19 protein-coding genes are annotated in these 21,705 nt (G+C 48.5%); 3 read left to right on the top strand and 16 right to left on the bottom strand.

Annotation, left to right across the window (positions count from 1 at the left end; translation table 11 throughout):
- Positions 1-86: 86 nt before the first annotated feature.
- The 5 genes from M1D61_RS20555 to M1D61_RS20575 all read right to left on the bottom strand — a co-directional run bounded on the left by M1D61_RS20555 (position 87) and on the right by M1D61_RS20575 (position 3,783).
- Positions 87-1,115, bottom strand: coding sequence for an agmatine deiminase family protein (locus tag M1D61_RS20555; protein WP_458120415.1), 1,029 nt, complete (start codon positions 1,113-1,115; stop codon positions 87-89).
- Positions 1,116-1,364: 249 nt separating this feature from the next.
- Entirely contained in the window at positions 1,365-1,589 is a 225-nt protein-coding gene (locus M1D61_RS20560; RefSeq protein ID WP_046213817.1) for a cold-shock protein, read from the bottom strand.
- Positions 1,590-1,779: 190 nt separating this feature from the next.
- Positions 1,780-1,980, bottom strand: coding sequence for a cold-shock protein (locus M1D61_RS20565; protein ID WP_017813974.1), 201 nt, complete (start codon positions 1,978-1,980; stop codon positions 1,780-1,782).
- Positions 1,981-2,207: 227 nt separating this feature from the next.
- Complete coding sequence (locus M1D61_RS20570) at positions 2,208-3,089, bottom strand: alpha/beta fold hydrolase (protein WP_458120416.1); 882 nt, start codon at positions 3,087-3,089, stop codon at positions 2,208-2,210.
- Between the two features lie 148 nt (positions 3,090-3,237).
- Positions 3,238-3,783, bottom strand: coding sequence for a DUF6985 domain-containing protein (locus tag M1D61_RS20575; RefSeq protein WP_458120417.1), 546 nt, complete (start codon positions 3,781-3,783; stop codon positions 3,238-3,240).
- A gap of 153 nt (positions 3,784-3,936) precedes the next feature.
- Here M1D61_RS20575 and M1D61_RS20580 point away from each other — a divergent pair, with 153 nt between their 5' ends.
- Positions 3,937-5,052: a GGDEF domain-containing protein gene (locus M1D61_RS20580; RefSeq protein ID WP_458120418.1), complete on the top strand. Its 1,116-nt coding sequence runs from the start codon at positions 3,937-3,939 to the stop codon at positions 5,050-5,052.
- Positions 5,053-5,145: 93 nt separating this feature from the next.
- Here M1D61_RS20580 and M1D61_RS20585 read toward each other — a convergent pair whose 3' ends face one another.
- From M1D61_RS20585 to M1D61_RS20595, 3 genes are all read right to left on the bottom strand, one after another.
- Positions 5,146-6,126 (bottom strand): aldo/keto reductase, encoded by a 981-nt coding sequence (locus tag M1D61_RS20585; protein ID WP_458120419.1) that lies wholly within the window; start codon positions 6,124-6,126, stop codon positions 5,146-5,148.
- A 224-nt stretch (positions 6,127-6,350) separates the two neighbouring features.
- The gene (locus M1D61_RS20590) at positions 6,351-9,077 is read right to left on the bottom strand and encodes a copper amine oxidase N-terminal domain-containing protein (RefSeq protein ID WP_458120420.1); all 2,727 of its coding nucleotides are present in this window, start codon (positions 9,075-9,077) and stop codon (positions 6,351-6,353) included.
- Positions 9,078-9,506: 429 nt separating this feature from the next.
- Complete coding sequence (locus M1D61_RS20595; protein WP_458120421.1) at positions 9,507-10,460, bottom strand: CorA family divalent cation transporter; 954 nt, start codon at positions 10,458-10,460, stop codon at positions 9,507-9,509.
- Positions 10,461-10,692: 232 nt separating this feature from the next.
- Between M1D61_RS20595 and M1D61_RS20600 the strand changes: the two genes are divergently transcribed.
- On the top strand, positions 10,693-12,429 hold the full coding sequence (locus tag M1D61_RS20600; protein WP_458120422.1) for a glycoside hydrolase family 13 protein: 1,737 nt from the start codon (positions 10,693-10,695) through the stop codon (positions 12,427-12,429).
- Between the two features lie 289 nt (positions 12,430-12,718).
- A complete protein-coding gene (locus M1D61_RS20605; RefSeq protein WP_458120423.1) occupies positions 12,719-14,443 on the top strand; it encodes a glycoside hydrolase family 13 protein in 1,725 nt (574 codons plus the stop codon).
- Positions 14,444-14,660: 217 nt separating this feature from the next.
- Here the strand turns inward: M1D61_RS20605 and M1D61_RS20610 are convergent, their stop codons facing one another.
- The 8 genes from M1D61_RS20610 to M1D61_RS20645 all read right to left on the bottom strand — a co-directional run bounded on the left by M1D61_RS20610 (position 14,661) and on the right by M1D61_RS20645 (position 21,531).
- Positions 14,661-15,908, bottom strand: coding sequence for a DUF445 domain-containing protein (locus tag M1D61_RS20610; protein ID WP_458120424.1), 1,248 nt, complete (start codon positions 15,906-15,908; stop codon positions 14,661-14,663).
- Between the two features lie 433 nt (positions 15,909-16,341).
- The gene (locus M1D61_RS20615) at positions 16,342-17,748 is read right to left on the bottom strand and encodes a sensor histidine kinase (RefSeq protein ID WP_458120425.1); all 1,407 of its coding nucleotides are present in this window, start codon (positions 17,746-17,748) and stop codon (positions 16,342-16,344) included.
- Positions 17,739-18,401, bottom strand: coding sequence for a response regulator transcription factor (locus M1D61_RS20620; protein WP_458120426.1), 663 nt, complete (start codon positions 18,399-18,401; stop codon positions 17,739-17,741). Before M1D61_RS20620 ends, M1D61_RS20615 begins: the two co-directional genes overlap by 10 nt.
- A 41-nt stretch (positions 18,402-18,442) precedes the next feature.
- Positions 18,443-19,213, bottom strand: a complete 771-nt coding sequence (locus tag M1D61_RS20625; RefSeq protein ID WP_458120427.1) for a lantibiotic immunity ABC transporter MutG family permease subunit — start codon at positions 19,211-19,213, stop codon at positions 18,443-18,445.
- Between the two features lies 1 nt (position 19,214).
- A complete protein-coding gene (locus M1D61_RS20630; protein WP_458120428.1) occupies positions 19,215-19,967 on the bottom strand; it encodes a lantibiotic immunity ABC transporter MutE/EpiE family permease subunit in 753 nt (250 codons plus the stop codon).
- Positions 19,964-20,680, bottom strand: a complete 717-nt coding sequence (locus M1D61_RS20635) for a lantibiotic protection ABC transporter ATP-binding protein (protein WP_458122575.1) — start codon at positions 20,678-20,680, stop codon at positions 19,964-19,966. The genes M1D61_RS20630 and M1D61_RS20635 overlap by 4 nt, the downstream gene beginning before the upstream one ends.
- A gap of 3 nt (positions 20,681-20,683) precedes the next feature.
- On the bottom strand, positions 20,684-21,190 hold the full coding sequence (locus M1D61_RS20640) for a NisI/SpaI family lantibiotic immunity lipoprotein (RefSeq protein ID WP_458120429.1): 507 nt from the start codon (positions 21,188-21,190) through the stop codon (positions 20,684-20,686).
- Between the two features lie 170 nt (positions 21,191-21,360).
- Complete coding sequence (locus M1D61_RS20645) at positions 21,361-21,531, bottom strand: gallidermin/nisin family lantibiotic (protein ID WP_458120430.1); 171 nt, start codon at positions 21,529-21,531, stop codon at positions 21,361-21,363.
- Positions 21,532-21,705: the final 174 nt, after the last annotated feature.

Raw genomic sequence — 21,705 nt, forward strand, 5'->3', positions numbered from 1 at the left:
TGCCTGCTGTCTTTGATAAGCAGACATGTCGTTGCTTCTATATATACCGTTTTACAGTTGTCTATAATAGGACAGGTTGCAGCGGCTTATTGGCCTGCCGGAATCTGCTGTGTAGTGCAGTGTACGTTGCCGCCTTCGCGGATAACCGCCATTCCGTCAATTGTACGAATCTTGCGATCCGGGAATGTCTGCTGCAGCACTTCAATCGCCTTGCGGTCCGCTTCTTCGGCTGTGCCGCCGAATACCGGCAGAATAATGCCGCCATTGACAAAATAGAAATTCAGATAGCTCAGGGTCAGACGCTGCTCGCCATACATGACCAGCGGCGGCTGTTCGATCTGGATGACTTCCAGCTTGCGTCCGCGTGCATCGGTCGCTTCGCCGAGAATACGCAGATTCTCCTGGGTGATCTCATAATTATCATCGGCAGGATCATTGCATACCTGAAGAATGACTTTACCCGGCGCTGCAAAGCAGGCTACATTGTCGACATGACCATCGGTCTCGTCGCCGGCCAGACCACGATTCAGCCAAATGATCTGTTCTACATTCGTATAATCCTTGACATGCTGTTCAATCTGTTCGCGGGACAGCTGCGGATTACGGTTGGTATTCAGCAGGCACTCCTCGGTAGTCAGCATGGTTCCTTCGCCATCCACATGAATCGAGCCGCCTTCCAGTACGAGCGGAGCATCGAATTGACGCATACCGAGATGCTTCAATACAGCCGGTGCTACCGCATCATCCAGATCCCATGGCTCATATTTGCCGCCCCATGCGTTGAATCCCCAGTTGATACCAGCGCGTTCGCCGGCTTCATTGACGACGATCGTCGGTCCATTATCACGCAGCCAGGCATCATTATGTGCCAAAGGTAGGAAATCTACAGCCAGTCCTTCGAACAGCGGATGAACCGCCTCCAGATCTTCCGGATTCACGACCAGTGTTACCGGCTCGAACTCGGCAATCGCACTTACCAGCTCCTGGTACCCTTTACATACATTCTCGTAATCTTCCGGATACACCATAGAGTCCTGTACTGGCCAGGATAACAGGGTACGTTCATGCGCTGTCCACTCGGCAGGCATCTTATATTGCAAATCAATTGGTTTCATTCGTATTATTCACCTTATTCATATGGTATAGGTCGTGCCTTCCGATCAACTGCTCACCGGCTTTATCGATTTCATTATTCATTGGAACAAACTATATCATACAACACCTGTACACGTTGTAAAGTGATTTGCGTAAATTTTATGTAAAGGAGTATTCTTTCTGTACACAAACAAAAAACCACCCTACCGGAGCCTCTTCAGATGCTCTCAATAAAGTGGTGCGTGTATATGATCCTATGTGCCAAAATATTATTTCTTTTTAGCGGCTTTCCCCTTGCTGGAATACGCATAATCCAGAACAGGCAGCTCTTTCTGGCCTCGGGTCATAGGTGACTTGCACTGTGAACAAACCGGTTCTTCTGCGAGCGCGTAATCGTTACGCATCCAACCGTTGCATTCCGAATCCGTGCATACCCAGATCTCAGTCATTTCTGTAGGAATTTCTTGCAATGGATTTTTCCGTGAATAGTACATGTAGTCCCCTCCCAGAGCGTGATCAATATTTCGCTAGTATTTGCGGCCATCTATTCAATGTACACGGCGTACTACCGATAACTAATATAACAACAGTAAGAAATACCGTATCATCCAGCTCATAGAAATACATGGGCTTGCTTAATAAAAAAACACCCTTAACAAACGTTAAGGGCGTCTCTTAGCTGAATTACAGTTTTACAACGTTTTCAGCTTGTGGTCCACGGTTTCCTTCAACTACGTTGAATTCTACGCGTTGGCCTTCGTCCAAAGTTTTGAAGCCGTCACCTTGGATAGCGGAGAAGTGAACGAATACATCGTTGCCACCTTCAACCTCGATAAAACCAAAACCTTTTTCTGCGTTAAACCATTTTACTGTACCTGTTTGCATGTGGAATACCTCCAAAATTAAATTTACATGACCTTCTTTATTCAGAGGAAAATACATCCGATAAAATAGAAAAATCACATATTGTACAAGGTTATAAACCTTCAAAATAATAACCCTCTACAATATGTGAGTTCAGGTCACGATTTCGATATTCTTATTATAACCCATAACCTGAAGAAAAACAATGACTATAAGGTAATTTTTGTAATTTTATTTTTCAATAGCTGTTAATCATACTTTAAATGCTGCAATATCAAGGTATTGACGCGCTTTGGATCTTCATGATGGAGCCAGTGTGTGCAGTGGTCCAGATGAATTAATTCTCCATTTACACACTTGCGGATGCTCAGATCGGACATTTCTTTGCTCAGCGCCTGATCATTGGACCCCCAGATCATTCGGGTCGGAACTGTGATCATCGCCGTATCGGAAATCTCGGGTCTTTTTTGCATAAGTGCACGATACCAGTTGAGCATGGCTGTATCAGCTCCCGGCTGTGACCAGGCTTCGCGGTACATATCCAGCTCCTCTTCGGAAAACGCCCCCTCATTGGCAGACTGCTGCAGCATACCGGTCAGGCGCTTCCAATCCTTGGCCGCCAGAATTTTCTCGGGCAGATCGGGAATCTGGAAAAAGAATACATAGGCGCTCTTCATCATCTGTTTGGCATGACTTTTCAAAAAGTCCATCATAACGGCAGGGTGAGGCACATTCATAATGACCTGACGACGGATCAGTTCAGGATAGCGCTCGGACAGTCTCCATAGCACAATCGCTCCCCAGTCATGACCGATCATATCCACCTGTTCACGGCCGGACGAACGGATCAGACCGGCGATATCATCCACCAGTACATCCAGTGTATACGATTCGATGCCCTGCGGCTTGTCGCTCAGATTATAACCGCGCTGGTCAGGCGCCCATACCCGGTACCCTTCACCGACAAGTGCCTCGATCTGATTCATCCAGCCATGCCAGAATTCGGGGAATCCATGCAGCAGGATCACGAGCGGTCCATCAATCGGACCCGCCTGGGCTACATGCAGGTCGACTCCATTCGTAGCGATCATATGATGTTCAATCTCCAGCGGTGTCGTAAAAGTAGTCATAGTCTGCGCCTCCCTGATCGATATTGAATATTGGATGTTATGTGCATCAATACGTTATTGCGAATCGAAGTTACAGCCGGTTCCCTTATTCGTTCATCCCTGTATATTTAACACTCCAGCAAAAAGTGAAACGATATCCGCCATATTTTCATAGATCATACAGTGTGTAGGCACCGCCTATATAGGAAGGATGCCAGTCACTCAATTTAACCCCGAGTCCGTGCTCCGTATCCCATGTACAGTGAAAATTGAGATACATCTCTCCCGTCTTCGGCACGCTCTGGATCAGGAAGCCTATCAGGTCGATATAATCCAGCAGTTCCTGCGGCCGGGTGACATGAGGAACGATGGATTCCAACTCCAGTGGCTCTCCTCCCGCTTCCTGACCGGCATAAGCCTGGCGGTATTGATCCTCTACCTTCATATAGTAGGCATGGATCGCCTGGAGAATCTCCGTATGAATATTTTCCTGCTGCTGCAGATAAGTCTCCCAGATTTCCTTTTGCCGGGCGGTCGGTTCGGTAATCTCGTCAATCTGTTCTTCACTCTCCGGCGCAAGCACAAACTCCACCTGTACCAGAGCAGGCTCTTTTCCCGCAAAAGATATCGGGAGTTCGCCAGACAGAATGACCTCTTCCGATACGTCGTACGGGTAATCGTCCAGCTCCAGTTCCTTATACCATGATGGCTTCATATCAACTGATCTCCTTTTTGTGCCGAATGTCAAAATTCGCTGTTTTATTTGGTGACTGACTGGTAATGCTTGCCTTTTAATCTGGCTGAATAATGATCTATAATAATTAAGTTAACGTGCAATCTACATCTGAACAGGCAGTTTGGTGATGTTATGAAATTTTTAGAGCTTCCCCATGATGATCCGGAGCAGCTGGGTAAGCAATCCAAATGGATCCGCAAGTTCATCCATTCCTATTGGCTCGTCGTCTCCGTTCATACGATCTCCCAGTTAGTATCTTTTCTATTTCTGTATTACCCAATAAGCCGGTATGAGTTCTATATTGATACGCTGCTGATTCCCATTATACTGATGAGCGGGATGATTCTCTGGACGCAGTGGATTCACAGACAGCAGCCGCATCTTGTATTTTGTGCCATGTCAATCACGAGTACATTTATTACGTGGGTTATCATTTATCTCCATTACGATATCCGCATTATTCCGGCGCTTTGTCTGATACCCATACTCTCTTCAGTCATTTTTTTCAGAAAACGCCTGCTCTGGTTTTCTTCCGTCCTGCAAATGATAACGTTTGTAACTCTATATCTGAGTGACGCACACTTCCGTGATTTCCTATCCTCCTTTGACGCTGTCGCTACCCCTTCTTTTATTCTGGCAGGTACTCTCATCGCTCATATCATTCTGGTTAGCGGCCGTGAGCTAATGGCTGATCTGCAGACTACCATGCAGGCCAAACAGGAACTGATCGTCCGCAATGCCATCATGAGCAAGCTCTCCAAAACTGACGGATTGACCAACTTGTACAATCAGATTTCATTTCGGGATTATTATGATACGGCCTTCAAATATGCCGATCAGGGGACGTCGCTGCATCTGGCGCTGCTGGATATCGATAATTTCAAGCAGATTAATGATACGTACGGACACCGTGTCGGTGATATGGTACTCGGCATTGTATCCCAGGTCATCCAGCAGTATGTCTCCTCCAGCGATATTGCCGCACGATATGGCGGAGAAGAGTTCGCTTTGCTGATTTTGGACAAAAATTTTGATGAAGCATACCGGCTTGTCGAAAATATCCGCAGTCACCTATCCGGACTGTGCTGGAAGGAACTTAACAATCAGGCGGTTACCGTCAGCGTGGGACTGCACAGCTGCGAACCCGGACTGACCAAGGAGCAGCTGTTCGAGCAGGTCGACCATTATCTGTATCAAGCCAAGCGCACCGGCAAGAACAAAACGATTACTGCACGCAGTATCGCATGACCCCTTTAAAGAAAGCACGGCGGATGGATAAACAATCCGCCGTGCTTTCTTTTCGTTACAGTTTTTCGTTACAGTAATATGATGTCCGTTTCCTTATTGAAAACCTACTATAGGATGGGGCATGTACGGTTCTTCCAGCTGGCGAATCTCTTCTTCGGTCAGCTTTACGTCCAGCGCGGCTACGGCATCCTCCAGATGATTCAGCTTGGTCGCACCGACAATCGGGGCGGTGATCGGTTCTTTTTGCAGTACCCAGGCCAGCGCGACCTGTGCACGCGAAATGCCGCGCTGCTGGGCGATCTGTGCCACACGCTCCACGACCTGGCGATCGGCGTCGGCCGTATTGGCGTAGAGCCCCTGACCAAATGTATCACTCTCGGAGCGGGCTGTCTCCGCTTCCCAGTCACGTGTCAGTCGTCCACGGGCCAGCGGACTCCATGGAATCACACCAATTCCCTCGGACTGACAGAGCGGCAGCATCTCCCGTTCCTCTTCCCGGTACAGCAGATTGACATAGTTCTGCATGGACACAAAGGAAGCCCAGCCGTTGGCTTTGGAAATATCCAGCGCCTTCATGAACTGCCAGGCATACATCGAGGAAGCACCGATATAGCGTGCCTTGCCCGCTCGGACCACATCATTCAGCGCTTCGAGTGTCTCTTCGATAGGTGTATTCGGGTCCCAGCGGTGAATCTGATACAGATCCACATAGTCCGTACCGAGCCGTTTCAGGCTGTTATCGATCTCCGCCATGATCACTTTGCGGGATAATCCGCCGCCATTCGGACCGGGACGCATTTTGCCGTGTACTTTGGTGGCAATGACAATTTCATCACGATTGGCAAAATCCTGAAGCGCCCGTCCCACAATCTCTTCACTCGTTCCGTCCGAGTAGACATTGGCGGTATCAAAAAAGTTAATGCCAGCTTCCAGTGCCTGCCGGATAAACGGACGGCTCTCTTCCTCATCCAGCGTCCAAGGGTGGGGTCCCCGATCAGGAATTCCGTAACTCATGCATCCCAGGCAAATCCGGGATACATCCAGCCCTGTACGTCCAAGCTTCATATAGTCCATTATATTGCCTCTTTCCGCCATTTCCGGCATAGAATAGGATTGTTCTCTTTCATCTTACCCCTTTTACACCGGTATCCGTCAAATCCGCAAAACAGGCAGCCCGGCTTGTGGCATCAAGCTGCTTAGAACCAGCACCGGCATAGCTGGCTTAAAACCAGAAAAGCCCTTTCCGGCTGTTGAACCGGAAAGGGCTTCTGGAATGGGCAGAAAGGTGCTCTACCGGATTACTGAATATTCAGCTGTGCTTCACGGGAAGCGGTGGACAGCGCATTTACGGTAGCATCGCGTCCGTTGGCTACGGACAGCACGAATGCTTTGTACGCTACACCCGGACGAATGGACGCACCATTCACGTCGACATTGGCTGTCGAGAATGCCCACTCACTGTACGTGGAGCCGGTAACGGTCTGATAACGGGAACCACTCAGACGGTTGGCATCCGCCAGGGTAAAGCTGCCTGCATTGGCCGAAGGCACCAGCATGATCGAATAGGAGCCGATTGCCGAGCTATCGGATGGACGGTTAAAGGTTACACGGATCGCGCCGGCATTGTTGTCTGCCACTGCATTGACATTGGTCGGTGCCGTTACGGTTTTGTTGACGATCACAAACTCGTTGGACGCTCCGGACAGTGCATTTACCGAACGTACGGAACCGTCTGCCACAGTCAATACGAAGACACGATAGCTTACATTTTTGTCGATGGCATTGCCGTTATAGTCCTTTGTACCGACAGGCAGAGCCTGAGTGACTTTGGCAGCTGTCTTCGCGATACGTGTATAATTCGCGGAAGATACCGAATTGGCTGTGCTCAGGTTGAATCCGCTGCTCTGGTCATTGCGCACTACGATCATCCGGTATTCGGAGACGCCGGTATCATTGGCAGGCGTAAAGCTCACCGTAATATCGGATGGATTGCTGTTGGCACTGCTGTTGCTTGTACTTACACCGGTAACGACCGAAGCTGCACTGCTTCCTCCCAGGGTAATCGTACTGGATGCGGAGGACAGGGAATACGAATCCGACGCATCTCCCGAACCAACGCTCAATACGAATACACGGTAGCCGACTCCATTTTTGATCAGATCGCCATCCACATCACGTGATCCGGAAGAGAGCACAACGGTACGGTTGGAGCCGTTTTTGCTGACCGACGTATAGTTGGAGCTGGATACTTTCTGAGCCTTCGACAGGGTAAAGTTGCTGGAATCGCCTGCTTTGACGACCAGAATACGATACTGGCTGACCAGATTCTCGTCGCCTGCTTTGTTAAAGGATACCTGAAGATCACGTCCGTCTCCATAATCGCTCACATCACTGGCACTTACACCGTTGGTGCTGCCTACGGTTTTGCTGCTGGATGACAGGGTGATGGTCGAAGAAGCGGAAGACAGGGAGTTGCTGTAAGAGCCTGTTCCTCTGGACATCACGAATACGCGGTAAGAGACATCATTTTTGATATTGTCGCCGTTATTGTCCTTGAGCGAAGCGGACAGGGTGACCTCACGGTCGCTGCCTGTTTTGGATACATCCATGTACCGGTTGGAATTCAGCGCACTTGCTTTTTCCAGATCAAAGTCGCCGGAATTGGTACTGCGCACGACGAACACACGATAGCCGCTGATTCTGGACTCATTGGCGATTTTGTCAAAGGAAACCTGGATATCGCGTGCATCACCATTGTTGCCCACATCAGATACCTTGGTGATCGACGGTGCATCCACCCCTTTGCCCAGTGTCAGTGAACCGGAAGCCGCGGACAGGCCAAGTATGTCTCCACTGCTGCTCACTGCTGTGACAAACACGGTATAGGAGACACCTTCTGTCAGTAATTTACCGTTTGTATCCCGTGTGGAAGACTTCAAACGTACGGTATGGTTGGAACCATCCTTGCTCACACTGGTATAGTTGTCGCTGTTTACTTTGCCTGCTTCGGATACGTTAAAGCTGCTCGCATTGCTGGAAGGAACGACAAAGATTCGGTAGGAAGACACTTTGCTCTCGTCCGATACTTTGCTGAATGATACGGACAGATCGCGTCCATCTCCGTTATCCGCTACATCACTGGCTTTGACATCGCCCGGCGTTGCGGAGGCGGAGACGGTGCTGCCCAGATTGGTTATGGTCTGTGCCATGGTCAATGCACTGGTATAGCCAGGATTGCCGACAGCCAGTACATAAACACGATAGCCGACATTTTTCTGGATCAATGCGCCGTCTGTATCCCGTGATTGCGGAAGCAGTGTAATGGTGTAATTGCTGCTGCCCTTCGGTACGACCTGATAATTGGCTGTAGGCACCGCCTGTGCGGACGCCAGATTGAACGAATTCATATTGGTAGATTTGACGACCAGAATACGATACTGGCTGACAGCGGATACGCTCGCAGAAGCCGGAAAAGCAATCTGCAGATCGCTGCCGTTGCCCTGCTGTCCAATTACGCTGGCATTCACATAGGACACCGGCGATACGGAGCCTGTCGATGGAGCAGGCGTTACCGGTGTGGTTTTGGTCGGTGTATTGGTGGTAATGCTTACGGTCTGTGTGGCTTTATTCCAGCCGACTTTACTGCCCATTGCTTCAGTCACAAAACGCAGCGGCACCATAACTCTTCCTTTGATGACTTTGGCCGGTACATCCATGGCGGTCAATTTGTCATTGATCGTCGCACGGGTGGAGCCTACCGGCAGCACAACGGTGGTTGCGCCTTTGACTGCTGTGACGGTTTTGGTGCTTTGCTTCCACAGTACTTTGGCATTCAGTGCTTCAAAAACGCCTCGCAATGGTACCATGGTCCGAGAGCCGGACATTACCGGTGCCTGATCGGTGACCAGCGGAACCCCATTCACGGTAATTTTGATAGGTGCTGCTGCTTCTGCAGAAGGTGTATGTACGCCTCCACTAACTGCTAATGCTGCTGCCAACAGCGCTGAACTAATTTTCTTTTTCACTTTGTCATCCCCTTGTCCCCTGATTAACTGTACTTGTCCCATTATCCCTGCCAATATATTAGACAGCCCCTGTGCGGATAAAGTTACCACCCCGTTTATCTTTTTATTAGGTACGGGTCACCGTTTTTGTCTCGTCCATGATGTCTTGTAACTTAAAACTTCCAACATTCCGTCGCCTGGATTCTGGAAATCGTTCCTGTTTGTCTTTCCAGACTATATGTACGTTACCATCTAACAAATGGCTGAACAACTCAAGAAATGTTACAAATGGCAACAATTTATTCATTATCGGAACAAGTAACGCAATTGTTTACGGCTCAGATGGAATTTGGAAAACAGGCATGCCAACAGGACGCTTTGGCAAAAAGCGTCTGAGACAGCTGCACCGGCTCCTCTTCGTAAAGCAGTCATACCGGGCAGTAAATCGATTTATTTGCGCAGGTCCTTGTTCTGCTCCCGGCTCATATCCATATTGAGAATATCGCCGGTCAGACCGGTACTGCGCAGCCACAGATAGGTGACCAGTGTGAGACCGAAAATCAGACCCAGCGCACCTGCATACCCCCACTGCCACTCCAGTTCGGGCATATTTTTGAAGTTCATGCCCCAGATGGCGCCGAGAGCCGTCATCGGTGTCAGCAGCACGGTGAATACGGTCAGCGTCTTCATAATCGTATTGGAGCGGTAATTGGCAATATTATCATCGACCTTAAGCAGGGTATCAATCTCATGCTCGTAATTTTGCTGGAGCATCGCGATACGCTTGAGATAGATGCGCAGAACCCGGTAGGTCTCCGAATGGTTTATAATCTCGGGAAACGTCTCTTCCACCCCGTACTCCATCTCCCGCAATGCCACGGTGTGCAGATTCCAACGAGTCAGCTGATTGCGCAGATCGATAATTTCGCGCAGCAGGCGGCTGCCGTTGCTTCTTTGCATCCGTTCTTCAATATCGATCAGATCCACCTCAATCTCATCCATCCGTGCGAACAACGCCCTGATAAAGGAATTCATAATAAATAAAAATCCTTCTACCGGTCTGGGCATCCCGCTAATATATGCTTCCCATTCCTGCGGCTCCATCTGATGCACCAGCCAGCTCATATCGCCTACCGTCACCAGCTTGTCGCCGGAAATATAATAATGAAGCAGCCAGCTGTCGTGCGGCTCGTCCGTCAATTTGGCTGTCAGTGTACCGTTCATCATGCGGGTTCCTTCCATATGCGAACTGGTCGAAATGTGATTGTGACGGCACATCAGACTGTCGGATGCCCATTTTCGGATACGTTCGTCAAAATCGGGATGTTCAATCAAATGACTGCTATCCTCCAGACGGTACCACTTCCACCCCTGTTCCGCTTGGATCACTTCAGCTTGTATCATGATATCGTTCCCCTTCCTGCAGCTCTCTTTATTCTATTACCCTGAACAGACAGCAAGTGATTGACCTGGGTGGTGCACGTTTTTTCACTTATCTTTTCCCAGTAGCCGGATTTCTGTAAGCACTATGCGGGTATGTATTATAGACGTTGTCTACAATCCTATATCGCACAATCGAGATTGAGCCTTTTTATAAATATAGAAATCATTCTTGCGCTGGAACAGGAGAACTGCTATGAAGAAAATTATGAAACCGGAATTCTGGAAAGAAAGTGTAATTTACGAAATTTATCCGCGCAGCTTTATGGATAGCAGTGGTGATGGTATCGGCGATATTCAGGGCATCATTTCCCGGCTGGATTATCTGCACGATCTAGGCATTGATATTCTCTGGCTGACTCCGGTCTACCCGACCAGCAATGCGGATTATGGTTATGATATTACGGACTATTATGATATCAACCCGGAATACGGTACGCTGGACGACTGGAAGCAGCTGCTGCATGAGGTGCATCAGCGGGATATGAGACTGATCATGGATCTGGTCATTAACCATACCTCGGACGATCATCCCTGGTTCCAGGAATCCCGTTCTTCCCGGGACAATCCGTACCGGGATTATTATTTCTGGCGTGATCCGGCACCTGATGGTGGGCCGCCGAATAACTGGACTTCCTTTCTCGGAGATTCCATGTGGCAGCTGGATGAGCAGACCGGTCAGTATTATCTGCATTCCTACGGGGTCAAGCAGCCGGATCTGAACTGGGATAACCCCAAGGTTCGGCAGGAGATGCACAAGGCGATGCGCTACTGGCTCGATCTGGGCATTGATGGATATCGGATCGATGCGGTCAATGCCATTTCCAAGGATACCAGCTTCCCTGACGCTACAGATATCGGCAAGATGCAGGCCAATTCTTCGGAATTTTATAAAAACGGTCCTCATATTCATGAGTACCTGCATGAGATGTATAAAGAAGTATTCTCGCATTACGACATCTTCACGACCGGCGAAGCATCCGACGTTACCCTTGATGATGTCAAAGCCTATACCAACCCCGCCCGGGAGGAACTGAATATTATCCTAATGATTGAAGCGTCCAAAATATGCGATGATCCGCAGGATATGTGGAAAAGCAAACCATGGGAGCTGCATGAGCTCAAGGAAATCATCGCCAAATGGCAAAAGGATCTGTACGGTGAAGGCTGGATGGGCATCTATCTGAGCAACCATGATCACCCACGTCTGGTCTCCTATCTGGGCGACGAAGGGGAATACCGTGAGGAATCCGCCAAAATGCTGGGTATTTTCCTGCTGACTCTGCGCGGTACCCCGCACATCTACCAGGGGGACGAAATTGGCATGACCAATGCGGAGCATCTGCACAGTATCGAGGACGTGACCGAACAGCAGGCCCGGATGTATTACAAGAAAATGGTGGAACAGTACGACGAAGATCCTGAAGTAATTATGAAGCGAATCCGTGCCAAAGCCCGTGACAACGCCCGGACGCCGATGCAGTGGGATGACAGCGAATATGCCGGCTTCTCCGCTCATCAGCCGTGGATACCGGTGAACTCCAATGCATCAGAGATCAATGTGAAGGCAGAGCAGGATAATCCCGACTCCATCTTCCATCTGTACCGCAAGCTGATTCATATTCGCAAGGAAAGCTCTGCGCTGATGTACGGTAAGTACGAATGTATCATTTCCGATCACAAGCAGATCTTTGCCTATACCCGGGAATGGAATGATGAGCACTGGATGATCATCCTGAACTTCTCCCGTTCGGAGGCGAAGCTGGAGCTTACCGAGCAGCTATCCGGCAGACTGGAGAATGCCGAGCTGATCATCAGCACACATGGCGACCATTCCCGGCAGGCTGCCGAGGATGCGAGAGCCCACCGTACGGTTACCCTCCATCCGTATGAGTCGCTCGTATTCCGTGGGTTGTCCATTTTGGATAACTAATCGGAATCGGGGAAACCACAGCCATGTCTTTGCAGAAAATGTACCAAAAATCATATGTATAGAACCTGCTTGCTCCGGCAATGGCAGGTTCTTTGCTGTGTTCAATACGCACTGCAGTTCTGACGGGGAAGCTATCAGTATGTTGCCGAGCCACAGTGATTTTAACCTGGTATTCAATCCATTATTTTCCTGAATCCCTGTATAATCCGGTACGAGCCCGGTTATGTATTAATAAGTACTTGCCTTGCCTAACAAGATCTTATTACTTCTGATGAATAGGAGAACTCGTATGAACACAGTGATTAATCCGGAATACTGGAAAGAGAGTATCGTGTACGAAGTATACCTTCGCAGCTTTCAGGACAGCAATGGAGACGGCATTGGTGATATCCCGGGCGTCATCTCCAGACTGGATTACCTCAAGGAGCTGGGGGTTGATGTGGTATGGATCTCGCCGGTTCACCCTTCTCCCAATGCGGATTACAGTTATGACATCAAGGATTTTTACAGCATTGATCCGGTCTTTGGCACACTGGACGACCTGAAGCAGCTCATTCACGAGGTCCACGAGCGGGATATGAAAATGATTATGGATATGATTATCAATCATACTTCGGATGAACATCCCTGGTTCCTCGAATCCCGCTCCTCGGTAGATAATCCATACCGGGATTACTACTTCTGGCGCGATCCGGCGCCGGATGGCGGTCCGCCGAGCAACTGGATCTCCTATCTGGGTGAATCGATGTGGGAATACGATGAGACCACCAAGCAGTACTACCTGCATTCCTATCACAAGAAAGAACCGGATCTGAACTGGGAGAACCCCAGAGTACGCCAGGAGATGAAAGATATTATGCATTACTGGCTAAAACTCGGCATTGACGGCTACCGGATCGATGCGGTGAACAGTATCTCCAAGGATACCCGTTTCCCGAATACGGATGATACCGAGCGGCGGCAGGCCAACGCCGAGCAGTACTTCAAGGAAGGGCCGCGGGTGCATGAGTATTTGCATGAGCTGTATGAGGATGTATTTGCCCATTATTCCATCTTCACAGCCGGTGAGCCTTCGGGGATCGGTACCGACGAAGCTGCGCTATACACACACCCGGATCGTCAGGAGCTGGATATGGTATTGATGATGGAAGCTTCCAAAATCGATACCGTCACCAATGATCTGTGGCAGTACCAGCCATGGACGCTGCAGGATCTCAAAAAAATCATGGGCGACTGGAACCGCAATCTGTATGGAAAAGGATGGATCGGCGTCTATCTGAGCAGCCATGACCACGCCCGGCTCGTCTCTTATCTGGGCGATGCCGATAGGTATCACAAGGAATCGGCCAAACTGCTGGCCATGTTCCTCATGACTATGCAGGGCACGCCCTACATTTACCAGGGCGACGAGATTGGCATGACCAATGCGCAGCATCTGCGGACGATCGACGACTTTACCGAGCAGCAGGCCAAAATCTATTACCGGCAAAGGGTCGAGGAGCATGGTGACGACGAGCAGGAGATCATGCAGCGCATCTACACCAAGTCCAGAGACCATGCCCGCACCCCACTGCAATGGGAAGATGGACCAAATGGCGGCTTCTCTACCGGCGAACCCTGGATGCCGGTTAATCCGAATACGCGGGAGATCAATGTCCGGCAGCAGCAGGATGATCCGGATTCCATCCTGAATTTTTACCGGGAGATCATCCGTATCCGCAAGCAGCACAAGACGCTGGTGTATGGCAATTATGAAGACATTCTGCCCGAGGATGAGCAGATCTACGCCTATACTCGTGCAGGCAAGGAAGATCGCTGGCTGATCGTGCTGAACTTCTCCACTTCCCCGGCCGACTTCCAGCTGCCGGATGCCGGTTCGCTGGCCGATGCTGAACTGATGCTGCACACCCATCCGGACCGGGGCGCCGACCCAGCAGCTATTCTGTCCGGCAAGCAGGTTCAGCTGCAGCCTTACGAAGCGCTGCTGTTTTCCCAAAAAAAATCGTCGAAGTGAAGCGACAATACACACTGACGCGAGGCCGGACAGCTGCGAAGCAGCACTGTATTTGTAAACAGCTTTATTTGTGAACAAGTGAGACAAGATCCCTTTTGATGTTATAAATGAACAGCACAAAAAAAGGTACTCCATGATCGAAATGGAGTGCCTTTTGGTATAAGCAAATACAAATAGTCGTCGATGCTTGAAATTTAAATGAGTACAAAACCTGCCGTTATGCCACCAGCAGCTGCACAATGGTCAGAATCAGACCGACGATAAATCCACAGATCGCGCCATTGACGCGAATCCACTGCAGATCGTTGCCGACTTTCTCTTCCAGCATATGCACCAGTGTATCGTTGTCCATCTGATCGAGATTTTCTTTGACCAGCTGGCCGAGACGGTAATGGTTACGTCCAACGACACTGATAATTCCCTGCAGCAGACGTTCTTCCCAGGCATTGATCTTCTCCTGATCCTTGCTCAGGTCACGGATAATCGAACGGTACATGATGAACAGATGGCGTCCACCGCTGTCGCGTTCCCGCTCCAGCATGCCGACGATCATGCCGCGCAGCTCTTCCAGACGTTCCATCATGAATACGTTGGCTGCATCGCCTTCAAGTGTAGCCCGCGTCCAATCCTTGATGCGTTCCCAGTTGTTCTCTTCATCCACCACCTGGAACATCTGCACACGCACTTCGCGCAAAATAGATTCACGGTATTCGCTGTCTTCCTGCTGCAGATTGCTGACGGTAGACAGCAAAATATTTTGCAGAATTCCGCCCAGGCTCTCGGCATTCATCATGCCGGCAAACGCCTGGAAAGCAAAACCTTTCAGTCCGCCCAGATTAATGTTCTCGAGCTGTTCGCTGGCGATCTCGCCCAGCTTGTCACGGCTCGCCGGACGCAGCGCCCATTCATGTACCTGATTCAGGATATGATCCAACGCTTTCTCATCGTATCGCTCATTCAGCGCATAGGTAAGTACTTTGTTGCCTGCAGCCTGCAGATCTGCTTTCTGGGCATAATCGGCCAGGCCCGTAGCAATAAACCGGGATACCGGTTCCAGCGGAATACGGCTGATCGGCGGAATGACCAGATCGATCAGCTCACGCCGGATCGTTTTTTTACCCAGTTGGCGTGTGATTGCAGAGACGGCAAAAGGGAACAATTTGAAATGACGAAGCTTGGCTTCAATACTTTCTTTGTTCAACAGCTCATTCTCCATCGCCGAGATCAGCGAACGGATAATCTTGTCCCGGTTACGGGTCAGTAAGGATGTATGCGGAATAGGCAGACCGAGCGGATGACGAAACAATGCGGTAACCGCGAACCAGTCTGCGATCCCCCCGACGAGTCCCGCCTCAAAGCCTCCCTGAATAATCTTGACCAGCAGGGTATCCGGCAAAAACAGCGTGATGATAAATCCAACCGCCATGATCGCCAGCGAGATCCCCGCCAAATATCTGGAATTCATAGATTTCCTCCTTCAGTGCTTCATTCATAACTGGATTCCATAGTGATATTATCTTGCGCTCTAACGGGTTTATTTAGTATAGCATATCATTCAGTACTTGCATCTCAGCTTATTCGACACGCGTTGGAATACAAAAATGTATTGCAGTCAATTTAATATCCTTTCAGAACATTTGCCACTTTATATCCTATTTACAGTGTAACCAAAAAAGAATAAACCGACTAATTTATGCGCATTTTTTGCAGGAACAGTCTGTACATTTAATAAATTGGCTTGAAATGGATTACATTCAACAGCATATAAAAGAACATTCTCTATAAATAACAATATTAAATAGGCAGTAAAAATCGGGTCACCAAAAAAGCCCACAGTATTCGCGAGCTTCCCCCTCTTGGAATTGTATACGAAAAAAAGCAGTTTCTCCGGAAACTGCCTATCCTTCTGCATTTCTGTCGATATCTACTTCTATGGGTAGATTCACCACTACTTTACCTCCCCCGGTGATTAAATCGTTTTGCAGCTGAAGCTTACCCTGATGCAACTTAATTACATAATCGGCAAATGTTAATCCCATACCGTAATGGCCGCTGGTAGAGCGGCTTTTGTCCCCCCTGTAAAATAATTCTGTGGCCTTTTCGAGTGCTTCGGCAGTGAAGCCAGGTCCTTGATCGGTAATAGTGATCGACAGTTGCCGGCATTGGCAATAAATATTGATATTCATACTGGCTCCCTCGGGAGTATGATCAAGGGCATTGGCGATAATATTCATCAGTGCGCGGTGCAGCAGCTGAGGATCCAGATATGCAGTAACTTCAGAACATTCGATCTGCTGCTGTATATGGATATCCTTGCAACCTGCATAGGCTCTCGTGTCGCTAAGCACTTCCTCCATCCATTGTACCAGTGGTACCGCTTCTTTGTTGAGGGTTAGCATACTTTCGGTTTTGGACATCAGAATCAGCATGCGTACATGCTGCTCAATTTTGTCTCCTGCGCTAAGAATATAACTTGTATACATCTGCTGCTCCTCATCCTGCTCGGACAGAGACAACAGCTCGGCATTCCCTTTGATAATCGTTACTGGAATCTTTATATCATGAGCAAGCGCAGCAATTTGCTCCTGCTTGGTTTTTTCCGTTTTCCACTGGTTCTTTAGGGATTGCTTGAGGGCCTCCCTCATATCGATGAGTGATTGGGCCACATCGTCAAATTCCTTGATTCCCGACTGTCTCTCTGTAAAATCCAGATTCTGATTCTGAATATGGTGAGTAATCCGTATTAGCGCTTTGAGACTGTTGCGAAACCGGTTGGCAAAAATCGTTGTGATAATAAAAGAAACCAGTATAATCGCTACCACCAGCAGTACATTACCGGTTAATTCATAATTAGGCAGATGCGTCCGGAGATAGGGCGAACTGAACTGCGGACGCAGATCGGATTGCAGTATACAGTAATCATACTCACGTTCAATCAACGTGTATACTTTTTGGCCATAATAAGCCGGAGATTGTCCATTGATCAGCTGGCTTGCCAGTCTGATCTCCACGTCATCCATATTGCCGTACAGAGTCGTACGACTCTTTTTATCCAGAATGACATACTTGGAGCCTGGCGGGAGCATACTCTCACTGATCGTTTGAGCTGTCTGAATCGTACTCCGCCCCTGCCGGATCAGCTGCTCGCTATAGTTGGCAGGCAGTAACCAGCCGGCCTTGATCGCAATGAATGTCGTTGCCAGATAAAGTCCAAAAACGATAACAAAACTAATACCCAATGAGATCAGATACTTAAACAGTTCATGACGCAGCGTGGTCTTTTTCTTATGTATATTTATTGCCACCGATAACCTACACCCCAAACTGTAGTAATTGGCATAACCTCATGCTCCTTGCACTTTTTACGAATGGAGCGGATAAATTCGGTAATCGTGGAATACAGCGCATGACCATCCATTCCGTATACCTCGTCATAAATTTCTTCCCTGGTAAATACACGATTACGGTTACGTGCCAGATACTCGCATATTTTATATTCGTTTTTGGTTAGATGAAGCAGTTCATCTCCGATCCAGATCTGCTTCATATCAAAATCAAAAAGAAATCGTCCAATCTGCTGCCGGGAATTGTGTTTTTCCCGCCGTTCCCGGCGCAGATGAGCATTGACTCGGGCGCTGAGCTCCTTTACACCGAATGGCTTGGTCAGGTAATCATCTGCCCCGGTCATTAGTCCTTCAACAATCGCTTCCTCTTCCGAGCGGGCGGTCAGGAACAAAATCGGGCAATCGACCACACTGCGAATCAGCCGACAAAATTCAAAACCGTCCAGCTGCGGCATCATGACATCGAGCAGGATTAGGTCATATCCCTGTACGTCCTCTGTCTTCAGCTGATGTGCCTGATCCTGCACGCTTACCAGGTGTTGATCGCGCTGCAAAATATTACGAATGAGCGCCAGAATGTCACGATCATCATCTATCGCCAATATTTTGAACATGGTTGTTCCTCCTGCGCTGTAATTAGTTAGCCATTCGGTGCCTATTCCACATGTCTACTGCCTTCCCAGTGGCGGAACCAGAGCAAACTTCCGATAAGCAACAGGAGGGTACACGGAATAATCCATAACCAGCCGCTCCGCATATCCTGCTGCAGATACATTCTCATCTCGCCCGTCAGTACGCCCAACCGAAGAATAGCAGTGTTATCCGCCATGCGCACTCCCCAACCCCATGGAATATAGTGCCAGATTGCATCCCCGACGCTGGTAATCATCAGTGCAGCCACCAGTGTACCTGCACCGCCAAGCAAAATGGATGCTCCCATGCCGAATATAAAACTGACCCATAAATGGATTATATATAGTATAACACTGCTCACTGATAAATATATGGCCCCCAACAGAAAGGTCGAGTACGGGATTGAATCGATCTGTAGCAGCAGGGTCGCTCCAATTCCCAGCAGCAGAGGTGCCAGTATAATCGCCAGACTGCCGCTTCCCCAGACAAACAGCAGTTTGCTCATATAGCCCGTTTCCTTGATCCGGCTGCGAATCAGTATATTCTGGAACTGTCCGGCCTGCTCTTCCTGCATCACTACCATACCGCAGATCATACCTGATAAAAGAGGCAGAACCACGCCCAGCATTTCCATATAGCCGGAATACAGAGTAATTAGAGCTGGCGAACGGCCGTGCATATACAGTAGGTAGATCAGGGTCCATACGAATGGAAGGCCAATATGCAGCCATGGAAACGGTGTACGTCTAGCTTTGTAGTAGTCTGCATACAGACAGCGCCATATTGCAGCCATCCTAGCTCACCTCCGGTTGAGCAGAACGTGTGCGTACCTGACCGGCAAACGCATATCCGGTTCCTGCCAGTATTATCAGGAAAAATGCGACGGACAGCAGCATTCCTACAGAGATAACTGCTACATTCCATAACGGATCACCGACAGCTAAAGGGACTCCATTGGGATGTACTCCAATCGCAGGACACATCATACGAATGGGCCAGCTCCATGGATTAAGCCACCACCAGCTTTGGGGTGCAGCATACGTACCCAATCCCATTCCGCCAACTGCGTTAATGATCAGCACAGTTACCAGCCCCCATTTGCGCGCCAGCCACAGACAGAGCGGAATTTGCCATAAAGAGCCCAGCCAGAGCAGCAGTACCGCCAGCAGTGTATGGGATAGCTGGACGCCTCCAGGCAACACCATCTGCAATACAGTCAGCATAACTTCAAATATCAATAGCATAGCTAGCAGGTAAATCGCTATCACGAACACTTTGCCATACCAGATACGGGACAACGATACGGGAAGGGAAAAGATCCGGTTATAATTTACTGCACGCTGCTCCTTTTGGTGGGATAATCCACATAACAAAGCCGCCGCCAATGGCATAAAGAAAATGGACCACCAGTTGAATGTATTGGTCACTGTATACATCGGATTCATCAAAAAAGAAACGAGCAGATTAAGCAGCGGCACAATAAACAACAATTTGCGTGAGAAGGACCGTCTGAACTTGAGGTGCTCGGAGCGCAAGTACCGGATCATAATACCGCCTCCTTTTTCATGCGACCTGCCTGTACCACATCCATAAATAGCTGTTCCAGATCCTGACCGCGATCAATCTGCCCCTGGTAGCCGAGCTTCCCATCGCTGATGATGCCGATATGATCTGCAATCAGCTCTACTTCGGACAGGATATGACTGGATAACATGACGGTCATTCCAATCTGCGGAAAAGAGCGTATAAGCTCTCTCAATTCCTGAATACCGATTGGGTCCAAACCGTTGGTCGGCTCATCCAGAATCAGCAGCTGAGGACGGTTAAGCAGGGCAATCGCGATGCCGAGTCTCTGCTTCATGCCCATGGAGAACTGTCCTGCCTTTTTACGGCCGGTATTTTTGAGATCTACTATATTCAGCACCTCATAAATACGTGCATCTTCAAGACCGAGCAGGATGCTGTGTACTTTTAGGTTCTCATAAGCGGTCAGATTCGCATACAAAGGCGGGGATTCGATCAGCGCTCCAATCCGTGTAAGATCCTTACGGCTCCATGGATGTCCATCAAACAGAATATCTCCGGAAGTCGGAACCAGCAGACCGGTCAGCATTTTGAGTGTAGTTGACTTACCGGCACCATTCGGCCCCAGCAGGCCGTATACACTATTATGCGCTACAGTCAGGGACACATCCCGAACCGCCATGTCCCGATCGAATTTTCGCGTCAGATGTCGGGTTTCCAATATATAATTACTCATCATTTATCCATCCTTTAGAAGCGTATTAGTTTTTTTAACAGGAACAGCTTTGAAATATTTATGATTAAAACGAATAATAACAAAGTCTTCTTTATCGTTTTCTGATTTTGGACGAAATACCATATCATAATGTAATGGCTTTTTCTCTCGTATCTCCTGCGGATTTTGGTAAATTTTCGTGTTTTTAAGCTCTTCCGCTGTCCATCGTTTTCCGTATTGATCTACGTAATACAGCTGGCCTACTGCACCTATAACTTTTCCTACCTGTTTGTCAGTCACCTCGCTATCCATTTGATACACTTGATCATTAAAAATAAAATGATCGGTCTGTCCTTTATCAATCAACTGCTCCATCGTCACTGGCGTCTGATCCGGTTCGACTGTATAATGGGCTGTTTTCTGTGTTTCCGTAACTACCTTATCCTTGAATTGTTGTATATTTTGGCAGGCTGTAGTTAGTAAAACGAGTACTATACAAGCGGAGCCTCGCACAATCCAGGATATTTTCATAATTGTTCCTCCTTTAATCTTTGCTACTTGAATCCAATTTCTGATTGGGTAACAAAACAAGCGGAGGACGGCGCTTCCCGGTTAAGGTCTGCTATCGTTCCCCCGCTTGTATGGACTGTAAGCAAAGCTGGTATCAGTCTGTTTGCAGTATAAGTATGTATACTGCTTGTTTATTTACTGATGTGACAGTTACAAGTTGCAGTCTGGATAAAACATGTCTGCAATAGGCCTGTTACACAACCTGGTGTACAAAGACTTTTACTTTGCCACTGAGGTTCGATTTGTTGCGATTGCTTAGGGGTTTGTATCAGATCCAGATCAAAATCATCGAACTTTGCCATTGAATTCACTCCTTTCTTCTTGATGAGTTCATTCTATAAAGCAATTATCAGGATTTTATCAGGATATGGTTTATATTTATTTTTTTTCCAAGTAATATCGATTGACGGATTGTAAAATGAAGTGCAACACCTCGAATGAAATATAAAAGGCTCATGGCCGGATTCGTGTAGAAT

The sequence above is a fragment of the Paenibacillus sp. Z6-24 genome, from assembly GCF_054161335.1.

Bases quoted from the DNA above. Each gene is read 5' to 3' on its own strand.
- M1D61_RS20640 (WP_458120429.1), bottom strand. From the start codon at position 21,190: ATGAAAATATCCTGGATTGTGCGAGGCTCCGCTTGTATAGTACTCGTT.
- M1D61_RS20610 (WP_458120424.1), bottom strand. From the start codon at position 15,908: ATGAATTCCAGATATTTGGCGGGGATCTCGCTGGCGATCATGGCGGTT.
- M1D61_RS20635 (WP_458122575.1), bottom strand. From the start codon at position 20,680: ATGAGTAATTATATATTGGAAACCCGACATCTGACGCGAAAATTCGAT.
- M1D61_RS20580 (WP_458120418.1), top strand. From the start codon at position 3,937: ATGAAATTTTTAGAGCTTCCCCATGATGATCCGGAGCAGCTGGGTAAG.
- M1D61_RS20565 (WP_017813974.1), bottom strand. From the start codon at position 1,980: ATGCAAACAGGTACAGTAAAATGGTTTAACGCAGAAAAAGGTTTTGGT.
- M1D61_RS20570 (WP_458120416.1), bottom strand. From the start codon at position 3,089: ATGACTACTTTTACGACACCGCTGGAGATTGAACATCATATGATCGCT.
- M1D61_RS20575 (WP_458120417.1), bottom strand. From the start codon at position 3,783: ATGAAGCCATCATGGTATAAGGAACTGGAGCTGGACGATTACCCGTAC.
- M1D61_RS20645 (WP_458120430.1), bottom strand. From the start codon at position 21,531: ATGGCAAAGTTCGATGATTTTGATCTGGATCTGATACAAACCCCTAAG.
- M1D61_RS20585 (WP_458120419.1), bottom strand. From the start codon at position 6,126: ATGGACTATATGAAGCTTGGACGTACAGGGCTGGATGTATCCCGGATT.
- M1D61_RS20595 (WP_458120421.1), bottom strand. From the start codon at position 10,460: ATGATACAAGCTGAAGTGATCCAAGCGGAACAGGGGTGGAAGTGGTAC.
- M1D61_RS20620 (WP_458120426.1), bottom strand. From the start codon at position 18,401: ATGTTCAAAATATTGGCGATAGATGATGATCGTGACATTCTGGCGCTC.
- M1D61_RS20605 (WP_458120423.1), top strand. From the start codon at position 12,719: ATGAACACAGTGATTAATCCGGAATACTGGAAAGAGAGTATCGTGTAC.
- M1D61_RS20560 (WP_046213817.1), bottom strand. From the start codon at position 1,589: ATGTACTATTCACGGAAAAATCCATTGCAAGAAATTCCTACAGAAATG.
- M1D61_RS20630 (WP_458120428.1), bottom strand. From the start codon at position 19,967: ATGATCCGGTACTTGCGCTCCGAGCACCTCAAGTTCAGACGGTCCTTC.
- M1D61_RS20600 (WP_458120422.1), top strand. From the start codon at position 10,693: ATGAAGAAAATTATGAAACCGGAATTCTGGAAAGAAAGTGTAATTTAC.
- M1D61_RS20555 (WP_458120415.1), bottom strand. From the start codon at position 1,115: ATGAAACCAATTGATTTGCAATATAAGATGCCTGCCGAGTGGACAGCG.
- M1D61_RS20625 (WP_458120427.1), bottom strand. From the start codon at position 19,213: ATGGCTGCAATATGGCGCTGTCTGTATGCAGACTACTACAAAGCTAGA.